Origin of the sequence: Bacillus sp. FSL K6-0268, assembly GCF_038005425.1 — a bacterium.
Taxonomy (GTDB): domain Bacteria; phylum Bacillota; class Bacilli; order Bacillales; family Bacillaceae_G; genus Bacillus_A; species Bacillus_A thuringiensis_S.
Genome location: NZ_JBBOTF010000001.1, coordinates 1,666,044 through 1,684,284 on the forward strand (window position 1 = coordinate 1,666,044; position 18,241 = coordinate 1,684,284).

Here is an 18,241-nt window from a genome sequence, read left to right on the forward strand (position 1 = left end):
TCATTCAACCTCATCTCAATACCTACCTTTAATAGCGTGTTGTTTACATAATAAAATTATTTCATTATAATTTATTTCTAAACTCTTCATCTGTTATAGCATCTTGAATAAAATAATTTATATTATTTCTCAGCTTTTGATATACAACTTGATCTTCTATATCGTTAAACATAATTACAACTTCTACTTTATTCCCTTTCTTATCTGTAGTATACAAGCTTTTTGTCAATACGAATGCGGTAGAACCACCTTTTTGCCCCGCAAATTCTAACTTACTATTATTAACTGTTCCTTTGAAAATATTCTCGATTTCTTCCTGCATTGATTTTGGAAAATACTTTCTACTATTTATTTTTCCCATTATACTCATATAATCTTTAGCGTTTGCACCCACTAATCGATCTGACCAAATTCGCTGAAATTCCATATCTACTTTTAATGGAATATCCCGCTTTTTCCATTCTTCCTCATCTTTCATCCATTCCTGTATTTGTAACACATGTTTATTATATTCATCTTTTGACATGTTACGTAACGTTTTTAATGACTGATTTTCTGGCACATGAAGTTCTTTTTCTACGTATCCTCTCATATATAGTGCAGCCGTATAAGAAGTGAACTTATCATGACTAGTAAGCTCTAACTCTTTTATACTTTCATTTACTCTTTCTATTCCAAGCTTTTCTAACAAATATGTTGTATTTGCATTAGAACTATAATGAATCATTCCTTTAGCGACTTCTTCTAAAGCGATTTGTCCATTTTTCACTAATTCTCTCGCTTTGGCATCTTCTAACCAGTTAGGATGTGCTCCACCATCAGTATCTTTAACGTAATATTTTTCTAGCTCGTGCAATGAAATTTGTTCATCACGACTTATTTTTCCTTCTGAAACTTGCTTAGCAAATTCAACTGCTATTACGATTTTTGCCATACTTGCTAATGGCAATTTTTTATTTTCATTTATAGAAGTTAATACTTCTCCATTTCTTCTAATCAGTAATGAACATGTCTCATCGTCTTTATGTTCTTTTATATACGTTAATACGTAATCAGAATCTTTTTTTGACAAATAATACTTCATTATGACAAAGAAAACTATAACTGCTACTATAATCACTCCTGCAACAATTCCTATAATCTTTAATATGTTCACAATGTACCTCCTCTAACAAATTTCCTTCTATATCATAATTATACCGAACTAAATTACAAAATTATACAAAATAGAATAACTCTTCCTACACATAAAGAATTATTATTTTATTTCACACTGTATTGCACGAAAAAATCTCATGAATATGTCTAACATTCACATAACAAAAAAACATGCTTTCATGATGAGAGCATGTTTTGTGATATTCTTCACATTGTTTCGTTAAAAAATTATCTTTTTATTTACCATGATGTAACATTAAATCACTAAGTTCTTCTTCAATGTGATTTAATTTCGCAACGCTTTCTTTCCATTTATGAATATAACGTGAAACCCCAACAAAAAACAAAACAATAATTGTGGAAAGAATAATACCATATACGATTGCTACAGTACTCATAGTTACACTTCCTTATAATTAGTAATGTGGTTATTAGTTATATTTTTATTATAAACCTTTTTCTTTTAAAATACTTCAATTTCAACTTTTTGTAACAAAATTGATTTTTCTAATATTTCATTCGTAAAAATGGCATATTTTTCACAAATTATACAAAACTTCACCATATGTACTATTACCATATGAGTTATATTATTAAATAGAATAAAGGGGATGATTACTATGACGACTTGGTTTATTGTAATGTTAGTTGTATTTGGGGCATTTAAAATTATCGTTTCTAGCCTTCCTAACACTGTTATTGAATCCATTATTAGCAAGTACGAAACACATCCAAAACTTGAAGAAGAGAATGTGACTATTACAATTCACGGAAATAACGTAGAAGGCGAACAGAAATCAAAAATTATTCATGATTTTAACGAAGGTTTATTTTTAGATCGCTATTATGCACCACCCCATAATGAAGGCACTCCTTTAATTATCAATGCAAAACGTGGTAAAAAAGATTTCACATTTTATATTTACAGTCATGAAGAGCATGTTGATGTTGTAAAACAATATAAAAAGAAGGTAGTTGCTTATAGTTTACGCTCTAAAAATCTTCAAAATAGTGATATGTTCGTGTCAGCTGATTTAGCTTAATACTCATATATAAAAAGGAATCCATGGCATATGGATTCCTTTTTACTATTTACTGAAAAATAAGCTCTGTCTTCAAACTATCTTTCGGTAACAACCAGCCTTTTTTCTCTAAACTCGCCATTAATAATTCCCTTTGTTTTGTCGCAATACTTTCTTCATTTGTTTTAAATGACACTTCTATTACGAAGTCATCTTCTAATTTTCCGGTATTACTTAATGGCCAAATTTCAATATTTGCTTTTATGTTTTCAAACTCTCCTGTATATCGTTTCATTAATACAGGACCGTAAATACGGGAATTCTTTAACATCTCTTCTCCCCAATTTGTATACAACCATCTGTTCATTTTCCCTGGTAATTTTTCCATTAACATATTTTGAGCAGCTTGTTCATTTGGTAAATCAAGTATTCCATATCCTTTAGCACTGTAACTTTTCTTATTTGAAATGCTTAATGTTTTCTTCTCAAATCCCCAATCTATTTCCGCCTCATAACTATCCGTATTACTATCGAATCCTTCTTTTTTAGCTACTTCTAGTGCATCTTGAATTACACCATTTTGAATAGGATATCTTTTTTTATATGTTAGTTCAAAATCTTTACTAAATTCTTTCTTTCGAATTCTAGCAAACCAACCTTCATCACTTAAACTTTTATTTGCAGTATCTAAAAATTGTACTTGTATTCTTTCATATTTTGTACCAGCCTGGAAATGTTCTAGCACCTCTTGCTTCATCTCTTTGTTATAACCTAATACTTGTTCTGGCTTCAATAATAACTTTACTTCAAAACTAGGTTTCATTGGACTAGCAGCAAACCCTTCCTTAACGTTATAAAGAAAACAACAAAAGAAAATACTTACGAATACAAATACTTTTTTCATATACCTATCCCCTTTACATTTTAAATGACTTCTATACGTTCCATTGCAAGTGAATATACATTTTCATATCCTGCTGTACTTAGCTTTTGTTGTAATCGATCCGTATCCTCTTTCAAAGCATGCACTAGCACCGTATGTTCTGGTAATAATGTATTTAACATCTCTTTAACGTCTTTTATACTTTGGTGAACTTTATACGGAACTCGCTTCACCCTACATGTACTCCTTACATGTTCTTTCATAACTCTTTCTGCAAAACTCCCTTTCGCAATATGCCCAGTAAAAATAACGGAATTACGTTTTTCATTCCGAAGCTGTTCATAGCATAACTGTGCTCGTTTCGTTTGCATATTCGCATCACTCATTACAACTATTCCATAACTATTTTGCATACTAATGTCATTATCCATAACGATTATGTTTCTTTTTAAACTCTCCATAATCCATTTAAGTTCTTCATTATTTTTTATCCAATCTTTATATATGAACATCTCTTCAAATCCAGCCAAAATTTCTTTATCTACTATAAGCGGAAATTCTTTATATCGTTCATATAAATACAATACTATATCTTGCGCCCTACCAAGTTGTGGCAGCGGTAGCAATGCTATTCCTTTATTCTGCATAACTCGCTCAATTTCTGCACATAGATCATCTAATCTTTCATTTTGCGAAACATCATCTGTGTGGTAAGCGGCATCTACAATTGCAACTTTTATATTGTGGCCCAATTTCTCAGGTAAATTAGCTCGTAGTATATTAGACTCTGCTGAATAATCGCCGGAATAGAACACGTATGTATTACACAAATCAACTAAAAACCAAACAGCTCCCAATACATGCCCACTATATCCCCATTGAAACCGCAATGTAGGAGTAATTTGTATCCATTCATTTGGATTACTAATCTCATCAATACATACATAATTTAAATCTTTTATGTGTTGGTCGCTATAAGGTAAATTCCACCCTTGCATCACATTATAGTTTCTCCATTTTTCATAATATAACGGCAGTTGCTCCTTCGTATAACGAGTCGTCCAAATTTTTTTCTTATATCCATACTTCGCTAATAAAGGTAAACCCATCGTATGATCTTCATGAATATGTGATAAAAATACCGCATCTAAAAATGGAACAGCTTCTCTCTCTATTTCTGGATAACTCTTCTCATATGATCGATTAATACCACAATCAAATAATATTTTCGTCTCTTTATTTTTTACAAAATAGCAGGAGCGACCGTATTCTCCTGCCCCACCCCATACTTCTATCCTCATCATGCTACCCCTTTTCGCTTTTGCTCCATATGTTGTAGCAGTAATAAGCACATTGTTGTAAGTCCAACAGAAACAACGGCCATCGCCATGCCTATAGATACTTCACCCTGTTCAAATTGAGCAAAAATAAACGTTGCTGACGTTTCTACTGATGGAGGTAATACGAGAAGCGATGCTACTAACTCTCTTATCGAAATTGTAAATGTCATCGCCCATCCAGCAAGAATGCCTGGGATAATAAGAGGCAATATTATTTTTCTAAAAATATAAATATAATTTCCCGAAAAAACACTTCCTGCCTGCATGAGAGAATCATCAATTTGTCCGAGTGATGATTTTACATATTGCACCGTGTAAGGTAAAAACAGCACAACATACGTTACGATAACCATGACTGGTGTATTGTAAATTGACAGGGGCATATATGGTGAATTCCAAAATAGAATAAGACCTACAACCATAACGATTCCTGGTACCATATTGGGTAACATACCGCACATATCGAGCCATTTTTCAGAGTTTTTTTTCCCCTTTCGAATCATAAGTGCCAAAAAGACTCCAATCATTACCGCAATAATCGCTGTTACGAGTGAAAAAAGAAAACTATTCCATAAAGCCTCTAATCCCGGAGATCCCATTGTAAACAATGCCTCATAATGGCTTGTTGTAAAGTTATTTACATGTAAACCGCCGCCTCTTAATTTTGACAAAGAAGCAATCAGTATAGAAAAGTATGGAATTCCAATTGATACGATTAATAAACCAATTACATACATCCATGCTACAACGCGCGTAAATATAGACAAAGTATATCTTTTAGATTTCACACCTTTTCCACTAACCATTGCATATGAATACTTTCGATTCAATACATTTTGCATATACCAAATGAGCATACAAGCACTAAGTAATAAAGAAGATAATGCTGTTGCACTACTAAAATCAATTGGCCAACTCGAAATAAATTTATGGATTTCTGATGTTAACACGTGGAATCCTATTCTACGTCCGAATGTAGCCGGTGTTCCAAATTCAGCAATCGTCTTTACGAAAATGAGTAAAGCACCCATTACATAACTTGATACTAATAACGGCAATATTATTTTTCTTAAACGATAGAGAAAACTTCCGCCATGAACTGCTGCAGCTTCTTCTTTACTACTCCCAATCTGAAGTAACGTGTTTTTCAGCATGAAATAAAGGAATGGGAATAAATGCAGACTCATAATTAAGACCATACCTCCTAAACTAAAAAACGATGATGAAACTGTCTTTAGCATCGGAAAAAATTGTTCAAAATAGCCGTTAGGTTGCATGAACAAAATCCAGCCCATTGATCCAATATACGGCGGTGTCATAAATGGAATCATAAAAACAATATCTAACTTACTATACTTTCCTACATCTGTTTTGCTCATAATAAACGCCAATGGAAATGCAAATATTGTAGCTCCTATTACAACGAGTACACCTAGAAGCATCGAGTTTAGAAAAATCCCAGCTAATCCACCACTCTGCATCACTTCAAAAGGCTTTAAAAAGTTCCAGCTGCTATTTTCATATATACTAGAAAATAAAATGAGAAAAAGCGGAATGACGATTAACATCGCCACAAGTAATAACGCTACCGTCATTCCAACTTGTCTTACTGATATGAATCGATTTACCATGGAATCACCATCTTATTGAAATACTTTCTTAAATTGTTTTCCTATTTCATCTTGCTCTTTCTCAACTGTTTTCCAATCAATATTTAATACTGGAATCTCTTCTACATTCGGTCTATTTTCAGCTTTTATATCTGTTCTACCTGGCAATAAATACGCTTTAGCAACTTGTTTTTGCACATCATCTGATAATAAATAATCAATAAACTCTTTTGCACCCTCTACATTTTTACTATCCTTCATAATCCCCGCTGCACGTGGGCTAATAACTGTTCCGCTTTTTGGATATACGATATCAACCGGTTCACCCTTTACTTTTGCGCTGTACGTCATATAATCAACACCTGCAATTACCATATCTTTCGCACCTGTTACTACTGGATCTAAAGCTTCTTGATTTGCTCCTGCTACTGTAACTTCATTTTTCTTAAGCTGTTCAAATAAATTCCATCCATCTTTTCCATTCTTTTTCACATATCCTGTTACAAAGTCTAAAGCTGAACCTGAAAGTGCTGGATCTGGAAGATTCACTTTTCCTTTCCATTCCCCTTTCGTTATATCGCTCCAATCTTCAGGCGCTGTCTTCACATTTTTTGTATTGTACACAATCCCTAATGCTGAAGCACTATACCCGAAATAATGTCCTTTATCATCTGACCATTCAGAACGCAGCTTATCAGCTTGTTTCGCTTCTTTATAAGCTAACGTTTGACCCTCTTTCTTTAATCCTTCCATCGCTGGTAATGATGCAAGTACGACTACATCAACGACTGGATTTTTCTTTTCAGCTTCCATTCTCGCTAAAATCTTACCTGTTGTTCCTTGAAACATTTCTACTTTTATACCTGTTTTCTTTTCAAAGTCTTTTTGAATTTTTTCTGCTAACCCTTTTGGCCCTGCACTATATACAACAATTTTCTTTTCATTCGTATTTTTACTTTTTGCATCTGCATTGCCTGTCTTTGAACTACACCCTGTTACTACAGCCGAAAATAATAAAGTACATACAAATAAAGACTTAAGCGAACTGAATTTCTTCATACGATTCTCCCCCTATATGATGAATACATTTTTTTGGCACATATAACGATACTGGTTTACCGATGCTTAATTTACTATTGTGATAAGCTGTCCATATTCCGAGTGCCCCCATGTTTACTTTTATTTCATACCGTTCTCCTACATATGTAACGTGCTTAATTTCACCTGTATACATTTCGCACACTTCATTTTTCGTCCAGCTCACATGCTCTGGACGAACCATTTTTTTACCCTCTACAAGCCAATTCGCCTTACCAACAAATTTGGCAACAAATTCATGAGACGGTTTCACATAAATATCTTCCGGTGTTCCTTTTTGTAATACTTCTCCTTGTTTCATGACAATAATTTGGTCTGACATTGACATTGCTTCTGTTTGATCGTGAGTGACATACAGTGCAGTTAAACCAATGGAATGAACGATATCCATAAGCTCTATTCTCATTTCTTCTCGCAAAATTGCATCGAGTGCACTTAGCGGTTCATCAAATAAAATAAAATGAGGTTTTGTTACAATTGCTCTAGCGAATGCGACACGTTGTTGCTGTCCACCAGAAAGTTCGTGTGGATACCTTTTCTCCATACCTTGCAGGCGAACTCGCTTTATCGCATCTTCTACTTTTTCTCGTAAATGATTTGTTTGCTTTGTAGCCCTTAAACCAAATGCAACATTGTCAAAAACAGTCATGTGCGGCCATAAAGCAAAATCTTGAAATACCATACCGATATTCCGTTCATGAGGAGATGTCTTTATCTTTTTTGCAGCAGAATACATGCACTGGTCTCCAAAATATATTTCTCCCTTATCCGGTTCTTCAAGCCCTGCTATCATTCTAAGTAAAGTCGTTTTCCCACACCCCGAAGGTCCTAAAAGTGTAGTGAATTCCCCTTGTTTCATTACAATCTGCAACGGCTTTAACGCCTGTGTTTTTCCAAATGTCTTTTCTAATCCACTAATTGTAATATCCATTGCTTCACCTCTCTCCCCTCATTCTTAACCTGCTTTCATTCTATATGGAAGATTTATACTGAATGTTAATGTACTGTAAAGATTAAATTAAAAAACTTCTAATAAACTATTTATTTCTATAGATTTTTTCTATAGTTAAAATAAAAAAGGCGGCAATTCATAATGAATCTCTTAAAATTAGAAATTGTAGTACTTATTAAGAAATACAAAAAGCTTACAATTGTTGCAGAAAAACTTGGCGTTAAACAACCAACTATTACATTTCATATAAAAAGCTTAGAAGAAGAACTCGGTGTGTCTTTATTCGAATTACGTTCTGGAAGGTATTTCTTAACAGAGGCTGGTGAGGCTTTGCACCATTATGCTTCTAAAATAGATGCACTTATGAAAGAAGCTAGACGTGTCACGCAAGAGTTTAAAGATTTTAATAAAGGTGCTATAACAATCGGCGCTAGTTATGTACCAGCGACTTATCTTTTGCCAGAAGTCGTTCATGAATTTCAATGTGAATTTCCCAATATAAAAATAACGCTACTAGTTAAAACAGCCCCTGAAATTCGAATGATGCTACAAAATCACGAAATCGATCTTGGGATAATTTCCGCTGCTCCATTTGATGAACCACTTTTAAAACAAACGAATATAATACCTGATACACTTGTTCTTGCCTTTTCCAAAGAACATCATTTTTCAAAGAAAGAAAATGTATCGTTACAAAATATCGAAAAGGAACGCATACTATTGCATCGTAATCCATCTACAACGAGAGATTTACTTACAAAATGGATGTCAGTTCATAACATTACATTCCAATCAGAAATTGAATTAGACTCATTAGAAACGATGAAACAAATTTTAAAATATGGTAATGGAATTGCCTTTATTTCTAAACTTGCTATTGAGCAAGAAATACAACGAAATGAGCTATGCTATATACCAATCCCAGAATTTGAATTTCAGCGTAATATTTATACGATTCATCATGAGGACAGATGGAATTCTAAAATCATTTCTTTTTTACTACAGAGCATCCATTCATTTGCAACAAAAAATTAAAAGGCTGTCGTTATGCACGACAGCCTTTTACACTATAAATCTATTTATTTTTCTTTGCCTCAATTTTTGCTTGCGCCTCTTCAGCCTTATCTAATGCTTCTGATACTTTCTTCTCTTTTTCTTTCACTTCATCTATACTATCGACAGCTTTAATAATTTTATCGATTCCTTCTTCTTCTACCTTTCTACGCTTTGCTACTCTTTCATTCACTTTCTCTTCTACATCTTTTGCTTTTTGAAGCATATTCTCTGCATTTGATGTTACAGCTTTTTCAAGTGCATCATCTTTTTTCTTTTGTAACACTTCATTTGCAATGTCTTTCGCTTCTAAATACTTACCGTCTTTTAATACTGTTGCCCCGTGATCCATTTTCTCAGCAACTTCTTTATATGATTTCGCTTCATTTCCTGATTTCTCTTTTTCTGCTTTTTCGAACCACATTGTTGCATCACTATACTTTTCATCTTTCAATGATTGCATACCTGTTTCAATATATGTGTCATAATTGCTACATCCAGCCATTACGATTAATAGAAAAAGCATAACAAAATTTAATTTTTTCATGCTGTTGTCTCCTTTTCTTTGCAAGCTCACTTTACTTTAACATACATGAAAAAGAGTTTCAAAAACTAAAATACTAATTCGGTCATTTTTATTTCGTTAAGTCAAATTTCCTTTTAGGCAGACACATCCACTTGCTTTTTCATTACATGCTTCTTTACTCCTACTAATACAACTAACAATAAGCCTCCGCCTAATGTCATCATAACAATGCTAGTTGGCAACATATCTAATAATAATCCATACACAATCATACCGAGTGGTGCGATTGCAGTAGAAATTGTTTCAAGTAAGCCGAAAACGCGTCCTAAATAATTGGGATTTGTCGTCTTTTGCAAATGTACTTGCATCGGAATATTTACAACCATCATTGATATACCAGTTAACATCATAAAAGCGATATAGTAAATAAAACTTGCTACTTTCGGAATGGTGACTACTAATGGAAACACTGTACATAAACTCAAGCTCGCAAATAAAAACAACCCAATATAAACAGAGCGAAACGGATTATTCACTTCTTTACGTACTGATAACGCAATTGCACCAATTAACATCCCAACTGCTAACATTCCCTCTACAACACCGAGTTGCTTCGAAGATAGATGCAAATTTTGAACAATAATATATGGAAGTGAAACGAAAAGTGCACTCGCAAAAAAGTTTACCCCTACTGCAATTTTCATTAAACCATATATTTCATGCTGTCTTTTTACATATGAAAACCCTTCTTTTATACTTGTCAAGAAATGCTCTTTACTTTCAGCCATGTCTTTTTTATATAAATCGAATACGATAAATAATTGTACAATTACCGCTAAAAAGAATGTAATGCTATTTAGCAGGAAAAACGATTTAATTGAAAAGAAACCAAATACAACTCCACCAATAATCGGTGCTAAAATATTTGATAAAGATGCTGCCGTCTGGTTCAAAGCACTCGCTTTTTGAATACGTCCCTCATCTACTAAACTTGGAATAGATGAAGTTAATGCAACAGAATAAAAACTCGCACAAATTGATAATAATGCTGCTGAAACATAAATAAACAGAAGTGATGGCCCAAAAGTAGTTGCAAGGATAAACATAATAAGCATTGTTAAACTACTTAACAAATCAATACCGATGACAAGCCATTTTCGATTAACACGGTCAGCTACAGCACCAGCAATCGGTCCACAGATCAGCCTTGGAATCGATCCGCAAATAAGCGTAGTTGCAAACCCCATTCCTGAACCCGTTGTCTTTAATACGTATAATCCCATTGCAAACGTATAAATACCCGCTCCTAACAAGGACGTCATTTTTCCAATCATCATTAAAATAATATTTCTCGTTGCAATCTTCATTTTCCAATCATTTTGACCTATATTTATATCCCCCATTATGACACTCTCCCCTTAAAAGTTAAATTGTGTTAAACTTATTATATAATCAACTTTCCAATTTTTACAATAAAAAGTTTAATTGTATTTAACTTTTAAATTATAAAGGAGCATATAATGGCTACTCTCGGTGCAAAAATTAAAACGTTACGAAAAGAAAAAAAGCTTACTCAAACTGATTTAGCAGGTTCAGAGCTGACAAAAAGTATGCTAAGCCAAATTGAAAACGGAAAAGCTACACCTTCCATGAAAACATTACAATATATTGCTGAAAAACTTGGATGCGAAACGAGTTTTTTACTAGAAGATGATGATGTGGAAAAGATAGAACTCATTCAACAAATGGAACAACTAATAAAAGCAAATAAGTACGATGAAGTATATGAGATCTTACTACCTATCGTTCAAAAAGAGCTACCTCCTACTTTGAATACCGCTCGTTTATATAAACAATTTGTAACAGCTGCGGCTAAAATGAAAGATTACAATATTGAACATTACGTGGAAAAGGCTACTTCTATTTTTGAAAAATATACGTTATACCGGGAAAGTACGGAAACAAAATTAAAATTATCCTTTACGATATTCACACGTAAAAAGTATGCTGAATGTTTACAACTCATTGCTAGCATCCGAAATGACTATGAAGAGAAACATTTAGAAATGGATCTCATTATACATATCGAGTTATATTTATATGAGGCGATTATTTTTCTTGCATATGGTAATTACGAACAATGTGAAAGTGTCATTTTAGATGCGCTTGCATTTTCAAAAAAACATCAAGTGTATTATAAAACAGATGAATTTTACCGTATTTTATCTTACCAAAAAGTCCTAACGGCTGATAAAGAACAATATTTACATTACATAAAAAAATCAGAGCAATTTGCCATTTTTACAGAAGATACTTTATCTGCAGCGGTTATTAATCTTTTAAAAGCTTACTACTACAACACAATTACTCATGAATATACTATTGCATTAGAACATGTAGAACAATTTCGAGAACAACTAAAAGATGAGCGAATTTTTCAAGATGATGGATCGTATTATCTTGAAAAAGGAAAAGCTTTGTATGGTTTAAAACAATACGAAGAAGCTTTAAAAACATTACAACGTGCTATCATACCAGATTATATAAACCATCCACTTGATCACGCACGGCTTACAACAGCTGGGGCATATCGTGCTCTTTGTTATGTCAAACTTAATGATAAAAAAAGAGCTCTTGAAGAAGTAACAGAAGCATATGAAATCGTACAGTCCTATCCTGATTCCATCTTCACTTCATTTATTAAAGAAACATTACAAATAATACAAAAACTTTAAGAATGTCTCAAAATGGTATATTATTCCTCTTTTTTAGCAAAGATAATAATGATGGGAGGAATATAAATGAATATACAACGTGCAATAGAGCTTTCTGTGTCAGCGGAACAAGCCAATGTCAGTTTTCAAGGCATGCCTGTTATGATTCAACACGTCGATGAAAGCAATGAAACCGCCCGCATATATGAAGTAAAAAACCCAGGACGCGAATTAACTGTTCCAGTTAATAGCTTAGAGGAAATATAAGAAATGCCACTTCTCTTTTGAAGTGGCATTTTTCTTATGAATCAAAAATACAACTATTATTTCTTCTAATTTTTTAAGCTTATAATAAGAAAATGTAAATTTTATACTCTAACCCTATATTTTGTGATATTTTATACTCTGGAAATAATTAAATCTTTATAGATGAATAATATAAATTTTTTTCTATTTCCCACTCTATACATAAAGGAGGAATTGTATGAGCCTCTCTATATACGAAGGTTTAGGTATTATTTTTTTCGTAATCATTATTACTTACGCCCTTGCACACAAATATTTATGGTCAAAAAAATTACTTATTATTCTATTTCTCATTTGTAATGCTATTTATCTTATTTGGCGAACTTTTTATTCGTTACCAACTATTAATCTCATAAGTATTATCGCTGGTATTATATTGTTAATTACAGAATGGGCTGGTTACTTACAATCTATCGTTTTTAGCATTGTTTCATGGAAACCATATAAACGGAAAGAAGTACCATTATCCACTTTTGAAAAACTACCTACTGTCGACATATTTATTGCCACTTACAATGAACCGATCGATTTGTTAAAACGTACTGTAGCTGGTTGTACGTTGATTACTTATCCGAAAGAGTTACTAAACATTTATATTTGTGACGACGGGCGCCGTGAAAGTGTAAAGCAACTTGCGGCAGATTTTTCTGTTCATCACATAACTCGCACCGAAAACAAGCATGCAAAAGCTGGAAATTTAAATCATGCGATGCTTCATTCAAAAGGTGATATTATCGTAACAATGGATGCCGATATGATACCACGAGCTAACTTTTTAGAGCGAACGATTGGATATTTTTCTAAAAATAATGTTGTATTCGTTCAAGCACCACAAGTTTTTTATAATGCTGATCCTTTCCAATATAATTTGTTTTTTGAAGATAACATCGCCAATGAACAAGATTTCTTTATGCGCCAGTTAGAAGAAGGGAAAGATCGCTTTAATGCTACGATGTATGTTGGTAGTAACGCCCTATTTCGCCGCACCGCGCTTGAAGAAATTGGAGGATTTGCGACTGGAGTTATTACTGAAGATATGGCAACTGGTATGCTACTACAAGCTAACAAATGGGAGACTATATTTGTCAATGAAACACTAGCTGTTGGATTATCCCCAGAAACATTTAGTGATTTATTAAAACAACGGGACCGCTGGTGTAGAGGGAACATTCAAGTCGTAAAAAAATGGAATCCTTTCACTATAAAAGGATTATCTTTTATGCAGCGTCTTTTATATGCAGATGGAATTCATTATTGGTTTTTCGGTGTTTATAAAATGATATTTTTATTAGCACCGCTATTATTTTTAGTATTTGATATTTATAGTTTAGAAATTAATTTCATGCACTTATTTATGTTCTGGGCACCTGCCTTTTTAACATCACAGCTTATTTTCAAAGCTGTTTCTAATAAAAAACGAACAACTACGTGGAGTCATGTGTACGAAGTTGCTATGGCTCCTTATATGGGATTTGCTATTTTATCAGAAATTTTCTTACGTAAAAAGTTTCAATTTCATGTGACAAGAAAGGGAGTTCAAAATAATACAAGGCATTTTTTATGGATTGCAAGCATCCCTCATCTCATATTACTCATTTTAACAATTATTGCACTTATTCGAGCAACACTTATGCTCTTATACCCTGAGCAATATTATATTGAAAGAGAGAGCTTATATATTAACATTTTCTGGTTACTATACAACGGGATAGCTATTGTCACTTCACTATTTGTAGCATTTGAAAGACCGCGTTTTCGAAATTCAGAACGTTTCGTAGTAAATTTACCAGGTACTTTATATGCCGAAGATATGATCATTTCTTGCAATATCCTTGATATTAGTGAAACGGGGGCACGTTTTGAATTAGATTCCTCCATTCCATTTGAAACTTTATCAAGTCTATCTTCCTATATGCTATCTTTTGGCGAGGTAGAAAAGATTTATAGTACAAAAAAATGGATTCGGAGACAAGAAAGTTCTGTACAAGTTGGTGTATCATTTGATGATGTATCCCATGAGCAATATTGTAAACTCATTCTTCATCTATTTAGTAAACCGGTTAATGACCGGGTGGAAAAGGTGTACGATAAAGCATTTCTTACACTAGCAATTGCATCTTTCATAAAAAACACAAAAAAAGCACCAAGACAATTTCGCAGGCAACATATACGTGAGCAACTGATGTCTCCTGGAACATTGCATATGAATGGGATGCCGATTGAAGCGACCATTATCGACTATAGTACAGGTGGGTGCCAAGTACAAACGAACATCCCTCTTGTGATTGACCAAATTATACAAGTAACAATGGAAGAACGTAATATTCAAAAGAAAAATGCACAAGTATGTTGGATTCAAAAAAAGGGTCGTAAAATATATGCTGGATTAAAATTCACAGCGTAAAAAAGAAAAGAAGCGTCGTGCTTCTTTTCTTTTTTACATGCTAAAATACTTATTAAAGGGGGGAATGTATATGAAAAATACTTCACAAAAAATGAGTCATTATTATGCCGTGATATTCACTTCTAATTTATCAAATGATACAACAGACTATAATACCGTTGCCGAAACAATGGAGGAACTTGCAAAGCAACAACCTGGATTTTTAGGTGTAGAAAGTGCACGAGGTAATTCTGGGCTCGGAATAACAATTTCTTATTGGGAATCACTTGATGCAATTGAAAATTGGAAGAAGAACGCCTTACATAAAGAAGCGAAAAAAAGAGGTCGTGAGCAATGGTATGAAAACTTCCATCTGCGTATTTGCCTTGTTGAGAAAGAATTTAAGTTTCAAAGAGGCACAATATAACTATGAAGGAAAAATTAGCTCTCGTTATTGTTCATGAAATATATGGTGTGAACGACCATATGCATCACGTTACCGAGCAATTTACTTCATCTCATATTGACGTATTCTGTCCTAATTTTCTGCACTTACAACACGCATTTCATTATCGTGATGAAGAAAAAGCATATGAACATTTTGTAAATCATATTGGATTTAATGATGGAAAAGACCAAATTGAAGCATTCATCAATACCCTTTCAAGCAATTATACACATATTGGACTTATCGGCTTTAGTGTTGGAGCTACCATCTCATGGCTATGTAGTAACAATCCGAAAATAGATTTTATCATCGGATGTTACGGTTCTCGTATACGCGACTATGTTCACATAAAGCCTACATGCGCTACACTACTTATATTTCCTGAAAAAGAAGCTAGTTTTTCAGTATCCTCTTTAATTCAAACATTGCAGCAACAAAAAAATCCTTTACTAGAAATACAACAACTACACGGTGAACATGGATTTCTAAATCCGTACACTGAAAAATATAACGGGCACTCTACAAAACAAGCATACAATGTAATAGATTCATTTCTTGTAAAGTGAAACTTTATTAGTTTTTTATTTGGGTTATTGTTGTTAGTTATTTCAGGGATGTAATAGAAGAAGGAAGAAAAGCCAACATTCAACTTTTCTTCCTTCTATCTTTACCTTTAGCTTTCACTGTCACTGTCACTGATTCACAAGGTGTATAATATATTTGAGGTGTCGCCTTATCAACAAACATCATAAACGTAATAAAGCCGATAATAAAGAAAATAAAAAACGTTAACAAAATTGCTCCTATCGTTAAAAGTATCATAACACCACCCCTATATTTTTCATGTTATTACACCTTTCGCTATTATATGAGCGTAATCCTTTTTAGAAAAAGAAACGTAACAAAATAATCACAACCACTCCCGTTAATACTGTACCTAATAAACTACGAGTATATATCGCTACAAGAAATGTGGGAATTGCTGCAATAAGATAATCCCACTGCATCGTCTCATGCATAAATAAAACTTGTGCTAAAAGTGCTGCTAATATCGCAATTGGTATGTAATTTAACCATTTTAAACCCCAGTCAGGAATTTGTAGTTTGCTAAATACGAGTAGAGGTAAAATACGTGGCACGAGTGTAACAGCTCCTGCTGCTAATAAAAGTAATAATACATCTAATCTCATTTCCATTTTTCAATCACCACTCCAATCGTCGCAGCTAGTAAGGTTGCGATAATAACCGCTATACTATCTGGCATAAATAGGTGTGAAACGTATGCGATGATAATCGCTACAATTGCAACACTTAAATGAATTGCTAGTTTTGGTTTACTACTTATGAGCTGAAGAACAAATAATCCAATAAACATCGCTGGTAATGCATAATCCATCCCGTATGTATGTGGATCTGGTATCCACTCACCAAACAGTCCACCAATAATAGTAGCAAGAATCCAATTTAAATACGCTGTTACGTTAAGCCCGATCATCCATCTTTCACCTAAATATCCTTTTTGCGCCGCGTGTTGCACTGCAACGCCGAAAGTTTCATCTGTAATTTGCGAACCGATGATTAAGTTTTTAAATAGAGGAATTTTCGTAAAGTACGGCGCGAGTGCAGCACTCATAAGAAGGTGGCGCAAGTTAACAAAAAATACAGTAAAAATAATTGCGGAAGCAGGAGCACCGGCTGCATACATACCAGCTAATATAAATTGGGCAGAACCTGCATAAATTAAAGTGGACATAAATGCAATTTCAATGATAGAAAAACCTGCTGTTTTTGCAATTACACCAGCTGCTATACCGATGCTCAAGTAACCAAATACAGTTGGTAAACAATCTTTTACTCCTTGCTGAAATGTATCATCGCTCTGCAAAGCTACATGTGCCTGAGCTTTACTCATCTCTATCATCCTCCATTCCTTCTAAAGTTCGTTTTCCTGTTACGACATGAACTAAATCTATATTTTCACGCCATAACGTATCTAACTTATCAGCTCCAAATTCCTTCGTGATTTCTTCAACCATAATATCGTGCCGCACATACTCTGTAGCAACGAGAACTAGCGCTGGGTCATACGTTGTAACGGCCCATGAAGTGCTATCATTTGAGAAGTTCGCAATTAATACTTCCTCTCCATCACGCGCAATAACAGTTAAATGACCACCCATTCTCTTTTCAACAACGTGAGGCGTCATATAATTATGGTGAAACGTCGCTCCTATTTTTGTTTCTGGAGCTCCAAATAAGATTGAAAATATATGTACGCCTTCCTCTTCCTTTTGATAAATGTATGGCTCAATTTCATGCACTTGATCTTCCCATACAGAAATCCATAATTCTTCCTTTGCCCTATTAATTATATTGCATATTTCTTTTAAAACACGATCATTTGAGCGAATATGCGAAATTACATCTATTTGTCGCTCTTGTTCTAAACAATTTAATTTCTCATCTAAAAATTCAAAGGACTTTTCAAAGTCTTTTCGCATTCGATTCATTAATTCGGTAGCTGGTACTGGTACATATTTAACTGGTTCAGAAGGTACAATATGCACTGCTCCTTTATCCATTAACTTACCGAGTACCTCGTAAATCATAGAACGAGGTACTCCTGTTTGTTTACTCACTTCATAGCCAGTTACTGGGGAATGTTTTAACAATCCAATATACGCTTTACATTCATATTGGGAAAATCCTAACTTTTGTAATTCCTTTATAATTTCATCCATCGGTAAC

21 protein-coding genes are annotated in these 18,241 nt (G+C 33.6%); 7 read left to right on the plus strand and 14 right to left on the minus strand.

Going from position 1 to position 18,241, the window contains the following annotated elements; genetic code table 11:
* Positions 1-64 precede the first annotated feature (64 nt).
* The 3 genes from MHI28_RS08345 to MHI28_RS08355 form a co-directional block, all read right to left on the minus strand.
* A complete protein-coding gene (locus tag MHI28_RS08345) occupies positions 65-1,156 on the minus strand; it encodes a serine hydrolase (protein WP_001023336.1) in 1,092 nt (363 codons plus the stop codon).
* Positions 1,157-1,394: 238 nt separating this feature from the next.
* Complete coding sequence (locus tag MHI28_RS08350; protein ID WP_000108702.1) at positions 1,395-1,556, minus strand: hypothetical protein; 162 nt, start codon at positions 1,554-1,556, stop codon at positions 1,395-1,397.
* Positions 1,557-1,621: 65 nt separating this feature from the next.
* On the minus strand, positions 1,622-1,738 hold the full coding sequence (locus tag MHI28_RS08355) for a hypothetical protein (protein WP_002011946.1): 117 nt from the start codon (positions 1,736-1,738) through the stop codon (positions 1,622-1,624).
* Between the two features lie 40 nt (positions 1,739-1,778).
* Here MHI28_RS08355 and MHI28_RS08360 point away from each other — a divergent pair, with 40 nt between their 5' ends.
* The gene (locus tag MHI28_RS08360) at positions 1,779-2,201 is read left to right on the plus strand and encodes a YfmQ family protein (RefSeq protein ID WP_000214589.1); all 423 of its coding nucleotides are present in this window, start codon (positions 1,779-1,781) and stop codon (positions 2,199-2,201) included.
* Between the two features lie 49 nt (positions 2,202-2,250).
* Here the strand turns inward: MHI28_RS08360 and MHI28_RS08365 are convergent, their stop codons facing one another.
* The 5 genes from MHI28_RS08365 to MHI28_RS08385 are packed head-to-tail and all read right to left on the minus strand — an operon-like array spanning position 2,251 to position 8,042.
* Entirely contained in the window at positions 2,251-3,084 is an 834-nt protein-coding gene (locus MHI28_RS08365; RefSeq protein ID WP_000755319.1) for a hypothetical protein, read from the minus strand.
* A 20-nt stretch (positions 3,085-3,104) separates the two neighbouring features.
* On the minus strand, positions 3,105-4,367 hold the full coding sequence (locus MHI28_RS08370) for an MBL fold metallo-hydrolase (RefSeq protein WP_033668886.1): 1,263 nt from the start codon (positions 4,365-4,367) through the stop codon (positions 3,105-3,107).
* Complete coding sequence (locus tag MHI28_RS08375; protein ID WP_000248135.1) at positions 4,364-6,034, minus strand: ABC transporter permease; 1,671 nt, start codon at positions 6,032-6,034, stop codon at positions 4,364-4,366. Before MHI28_RS08375 ends, MHI28_RS08370 begins: the two co-directional genes overlap by 4 nt.
* Before the next feature lie 12 nt (positions 6,035-6,046).
* On the minus strand, positions 6,047-7,072 hold the full coding sequence (locus MHI28_RS08380) for an ABC transporter substrate-binding protein (protein ID WP_000714683.1): 1,026 nt from the start codon (positions 7,070-7,072) through the stop codon (positions 6,047-6,049).
* Positions 7,050-8,042, minus strand: a complete 993-nt coding sequence (locus MHI28_RS08385) for an ABC transporter ATP-binding protein (RefSeq protein ID WP_000355543.1) — start codon at positions 8,040-8,042, stop codon at positions 7,050-7,052. The genes MHI28_RS08380 and MHI28_RS08385 overlap by 23 nt, the downstream gene beginning before the upstream one ends.
* A 162-nt stretch (positions 8,043-8,204) precedes the next feature.
* On the opposite strand from MHI28_RS08385, the gene MHI28_RS08390 reads away from it, so the two are divergent.
* A complete protein-coding gene (locus MHI28_RS08390; protein ID WP_001050622.1) occupies positions 8,205-9,098 on the plus strand; it encodes a LysR family transcriptional regulator in 894 nt (297 codons plus the stop codon).
* A 40-nt stretch (positions 9,099-9,138) separates the two neighbouring features.
* Here MHI28_RS08390 and MHI28_RS08395 read toward each other — a convergent pair whose 3' ends face one another.
* Both MHI28_RS08395 and MHI28_RS08400 read right to left on the minus strand, forming a co-directional pair.
* Positions 9,139-9,663: a DUF4398 domain-containing protein gene (locus MHI28_RS08395; protein WP_000735855.1), complete on the minus strand. Its 525-nt coding sequence runs from the start codon at positions 9,661-9,663 to the stop codon at positions 9,139-9,141.
* A gap of 113 nt (positions 9,664-9,776) precedes the next feature.
* On the minus strand, positions 9,777-11,045 hold the full coding sequence (locus MHI28_RS08400) for an MFS transporter (RefSeq protein ID WP_340827751.1): 1,269 nt from the start codon (positions 11,043-11,045) through the stop codon (positions 9,777-9,779).
* A gap of 117 nt (positions 11,046-11,162) precedes the next feature.
* On the opposite strand from MHI28_RS08400, the gene MHI28_RS08405 reads away from it, so the two are divergent.
* The 5 genes from MHI28_RS08405 (at position 11,163) to MHI28_RS08425 (ending at position 16,059) form a co-directional block, all read left to right on the plus strand.
* Positions 11,163-12,377: a helix-turn-helix domain-containing protein gene (locus MHI28_RS08405; RefSeq protein ID WP_000212330.1), complete on the plus strand. Its 1,215-nt coding sequence runs from the start codon at positions 11,163-11,165 to the stop codon at positions 12,375-12,377.
* Between the two features lie 66 nt (positions 12,378-12,443).
* Positions 12,444-12,623, plus strand: coding sequence for an H-type small acid-soluble spore protein (locus MHI28_RS08410; RefSeq protein ID WP_001025734.1), 180 nt, complete (start codon positions 12,444-12,446; stop codon positions 12,621-12,623).
* Positions 12,624-12,840: 217 nt separating this feature from the next.
* Positions 12,841-15,066 carry a glycosyltransferase gene (locus tag MHI28_RS08415; protein WP_000059018.1) on the plus strand — a complete coding sequence of 742 codons (2,226 nt, stop codon included), beginning with the start codon at positions 12,841-12,843 and terminating at the stop codon, positions 15,064-15,066.
* Between the two features lie 70 nt (positions 15,067-15,136).
* Complete coding sequence (locus MHI28_RS08420) at positions 15,137-15,472, plus strand: antibiotic biosynthesis monooxygenase family protein (protein ID WP_000799455.1); 336 nt, start codon at positions 15,137-15,139, stop codon at positions 15,470-15,472.
* 2 nt (positions 15,473-15,474) lie between these two features.
* Positions 15,475-16,059, plus strand: coding sequence for a dienelactone hydrolase family protein (locus MHI28_RS08425; protein ID WP_098424959.1), 585 nt, complete (start codon positions 15,475-15,477; stop codon positions 16,057-16,059).
* Positions 16,060-16,138: 79 nt separating this feature from the next.
* On the opposite strand, the gene MHI28_RS08430 is transcribed toward MHI28_RS08425, so the two are convergent.
* The 4 genes from MHI28_RS08430 to MHI28_RS08445 all read right to left on the minus strand — a co-directional run bounded on the left by MHI28_RS08430 (position 16,139) and on the right by MHI28_RS08445 (position 18,234).
* The gene (locus tag MHI28_RS08430; RefSeq protein ID WP_000602226.1) at positions 16,139-16,315 is read right to left on the minus strand and encodes a DUF3951 domain-containing protein; all 177 of its coding nucleotides are present in this window, start codon (positions 16,313-16,315) and stop codon (positions 16,139-16,141) included.
* A 62-nt stretch (positions 16,316-16,377) separates the two neighbouring features.
* Entirely contained in the window at positions 16,378-16,689 is a 312-nt protein-coding gene (locus MHI28_RS08435) for an AzlD domain-containing protein (RefSeq protein ID WP_000425944.1), read from the minus strand.
* On the minus strand, positions 16,680-17,405 hold the full coding sequence (locus MHI28_RS08440; protein ID WP_000030479.1) for an AzlC family ABC transporter permease: 726 nt from the start codon (positions 17,403-17,405) through the stop codon (positions 16,680-16,682). The genes MHI28_RS08435 and MHI28_RS08440 overlap by 10 nt, the downstream gene beginning before the upstream one ends.
* Positions 17,398-18,234 (minus strand): TrmB family transcriptional regulator, encoded by an 837-nt coding sequence (locus MHI28_RS08445; RefSeq protein ID WP_000343356.1) that lies wholly within the window; start codon positions 18,232-18,234, stop codon positions 17,398-17,400. Before MHI28_RS08445 ends, MHI28_RS08440 begins: the two co-directional genes overlap by 8 nt.
* Positions 18,235-18,241 lie beyond the last annotated feature (7 nt).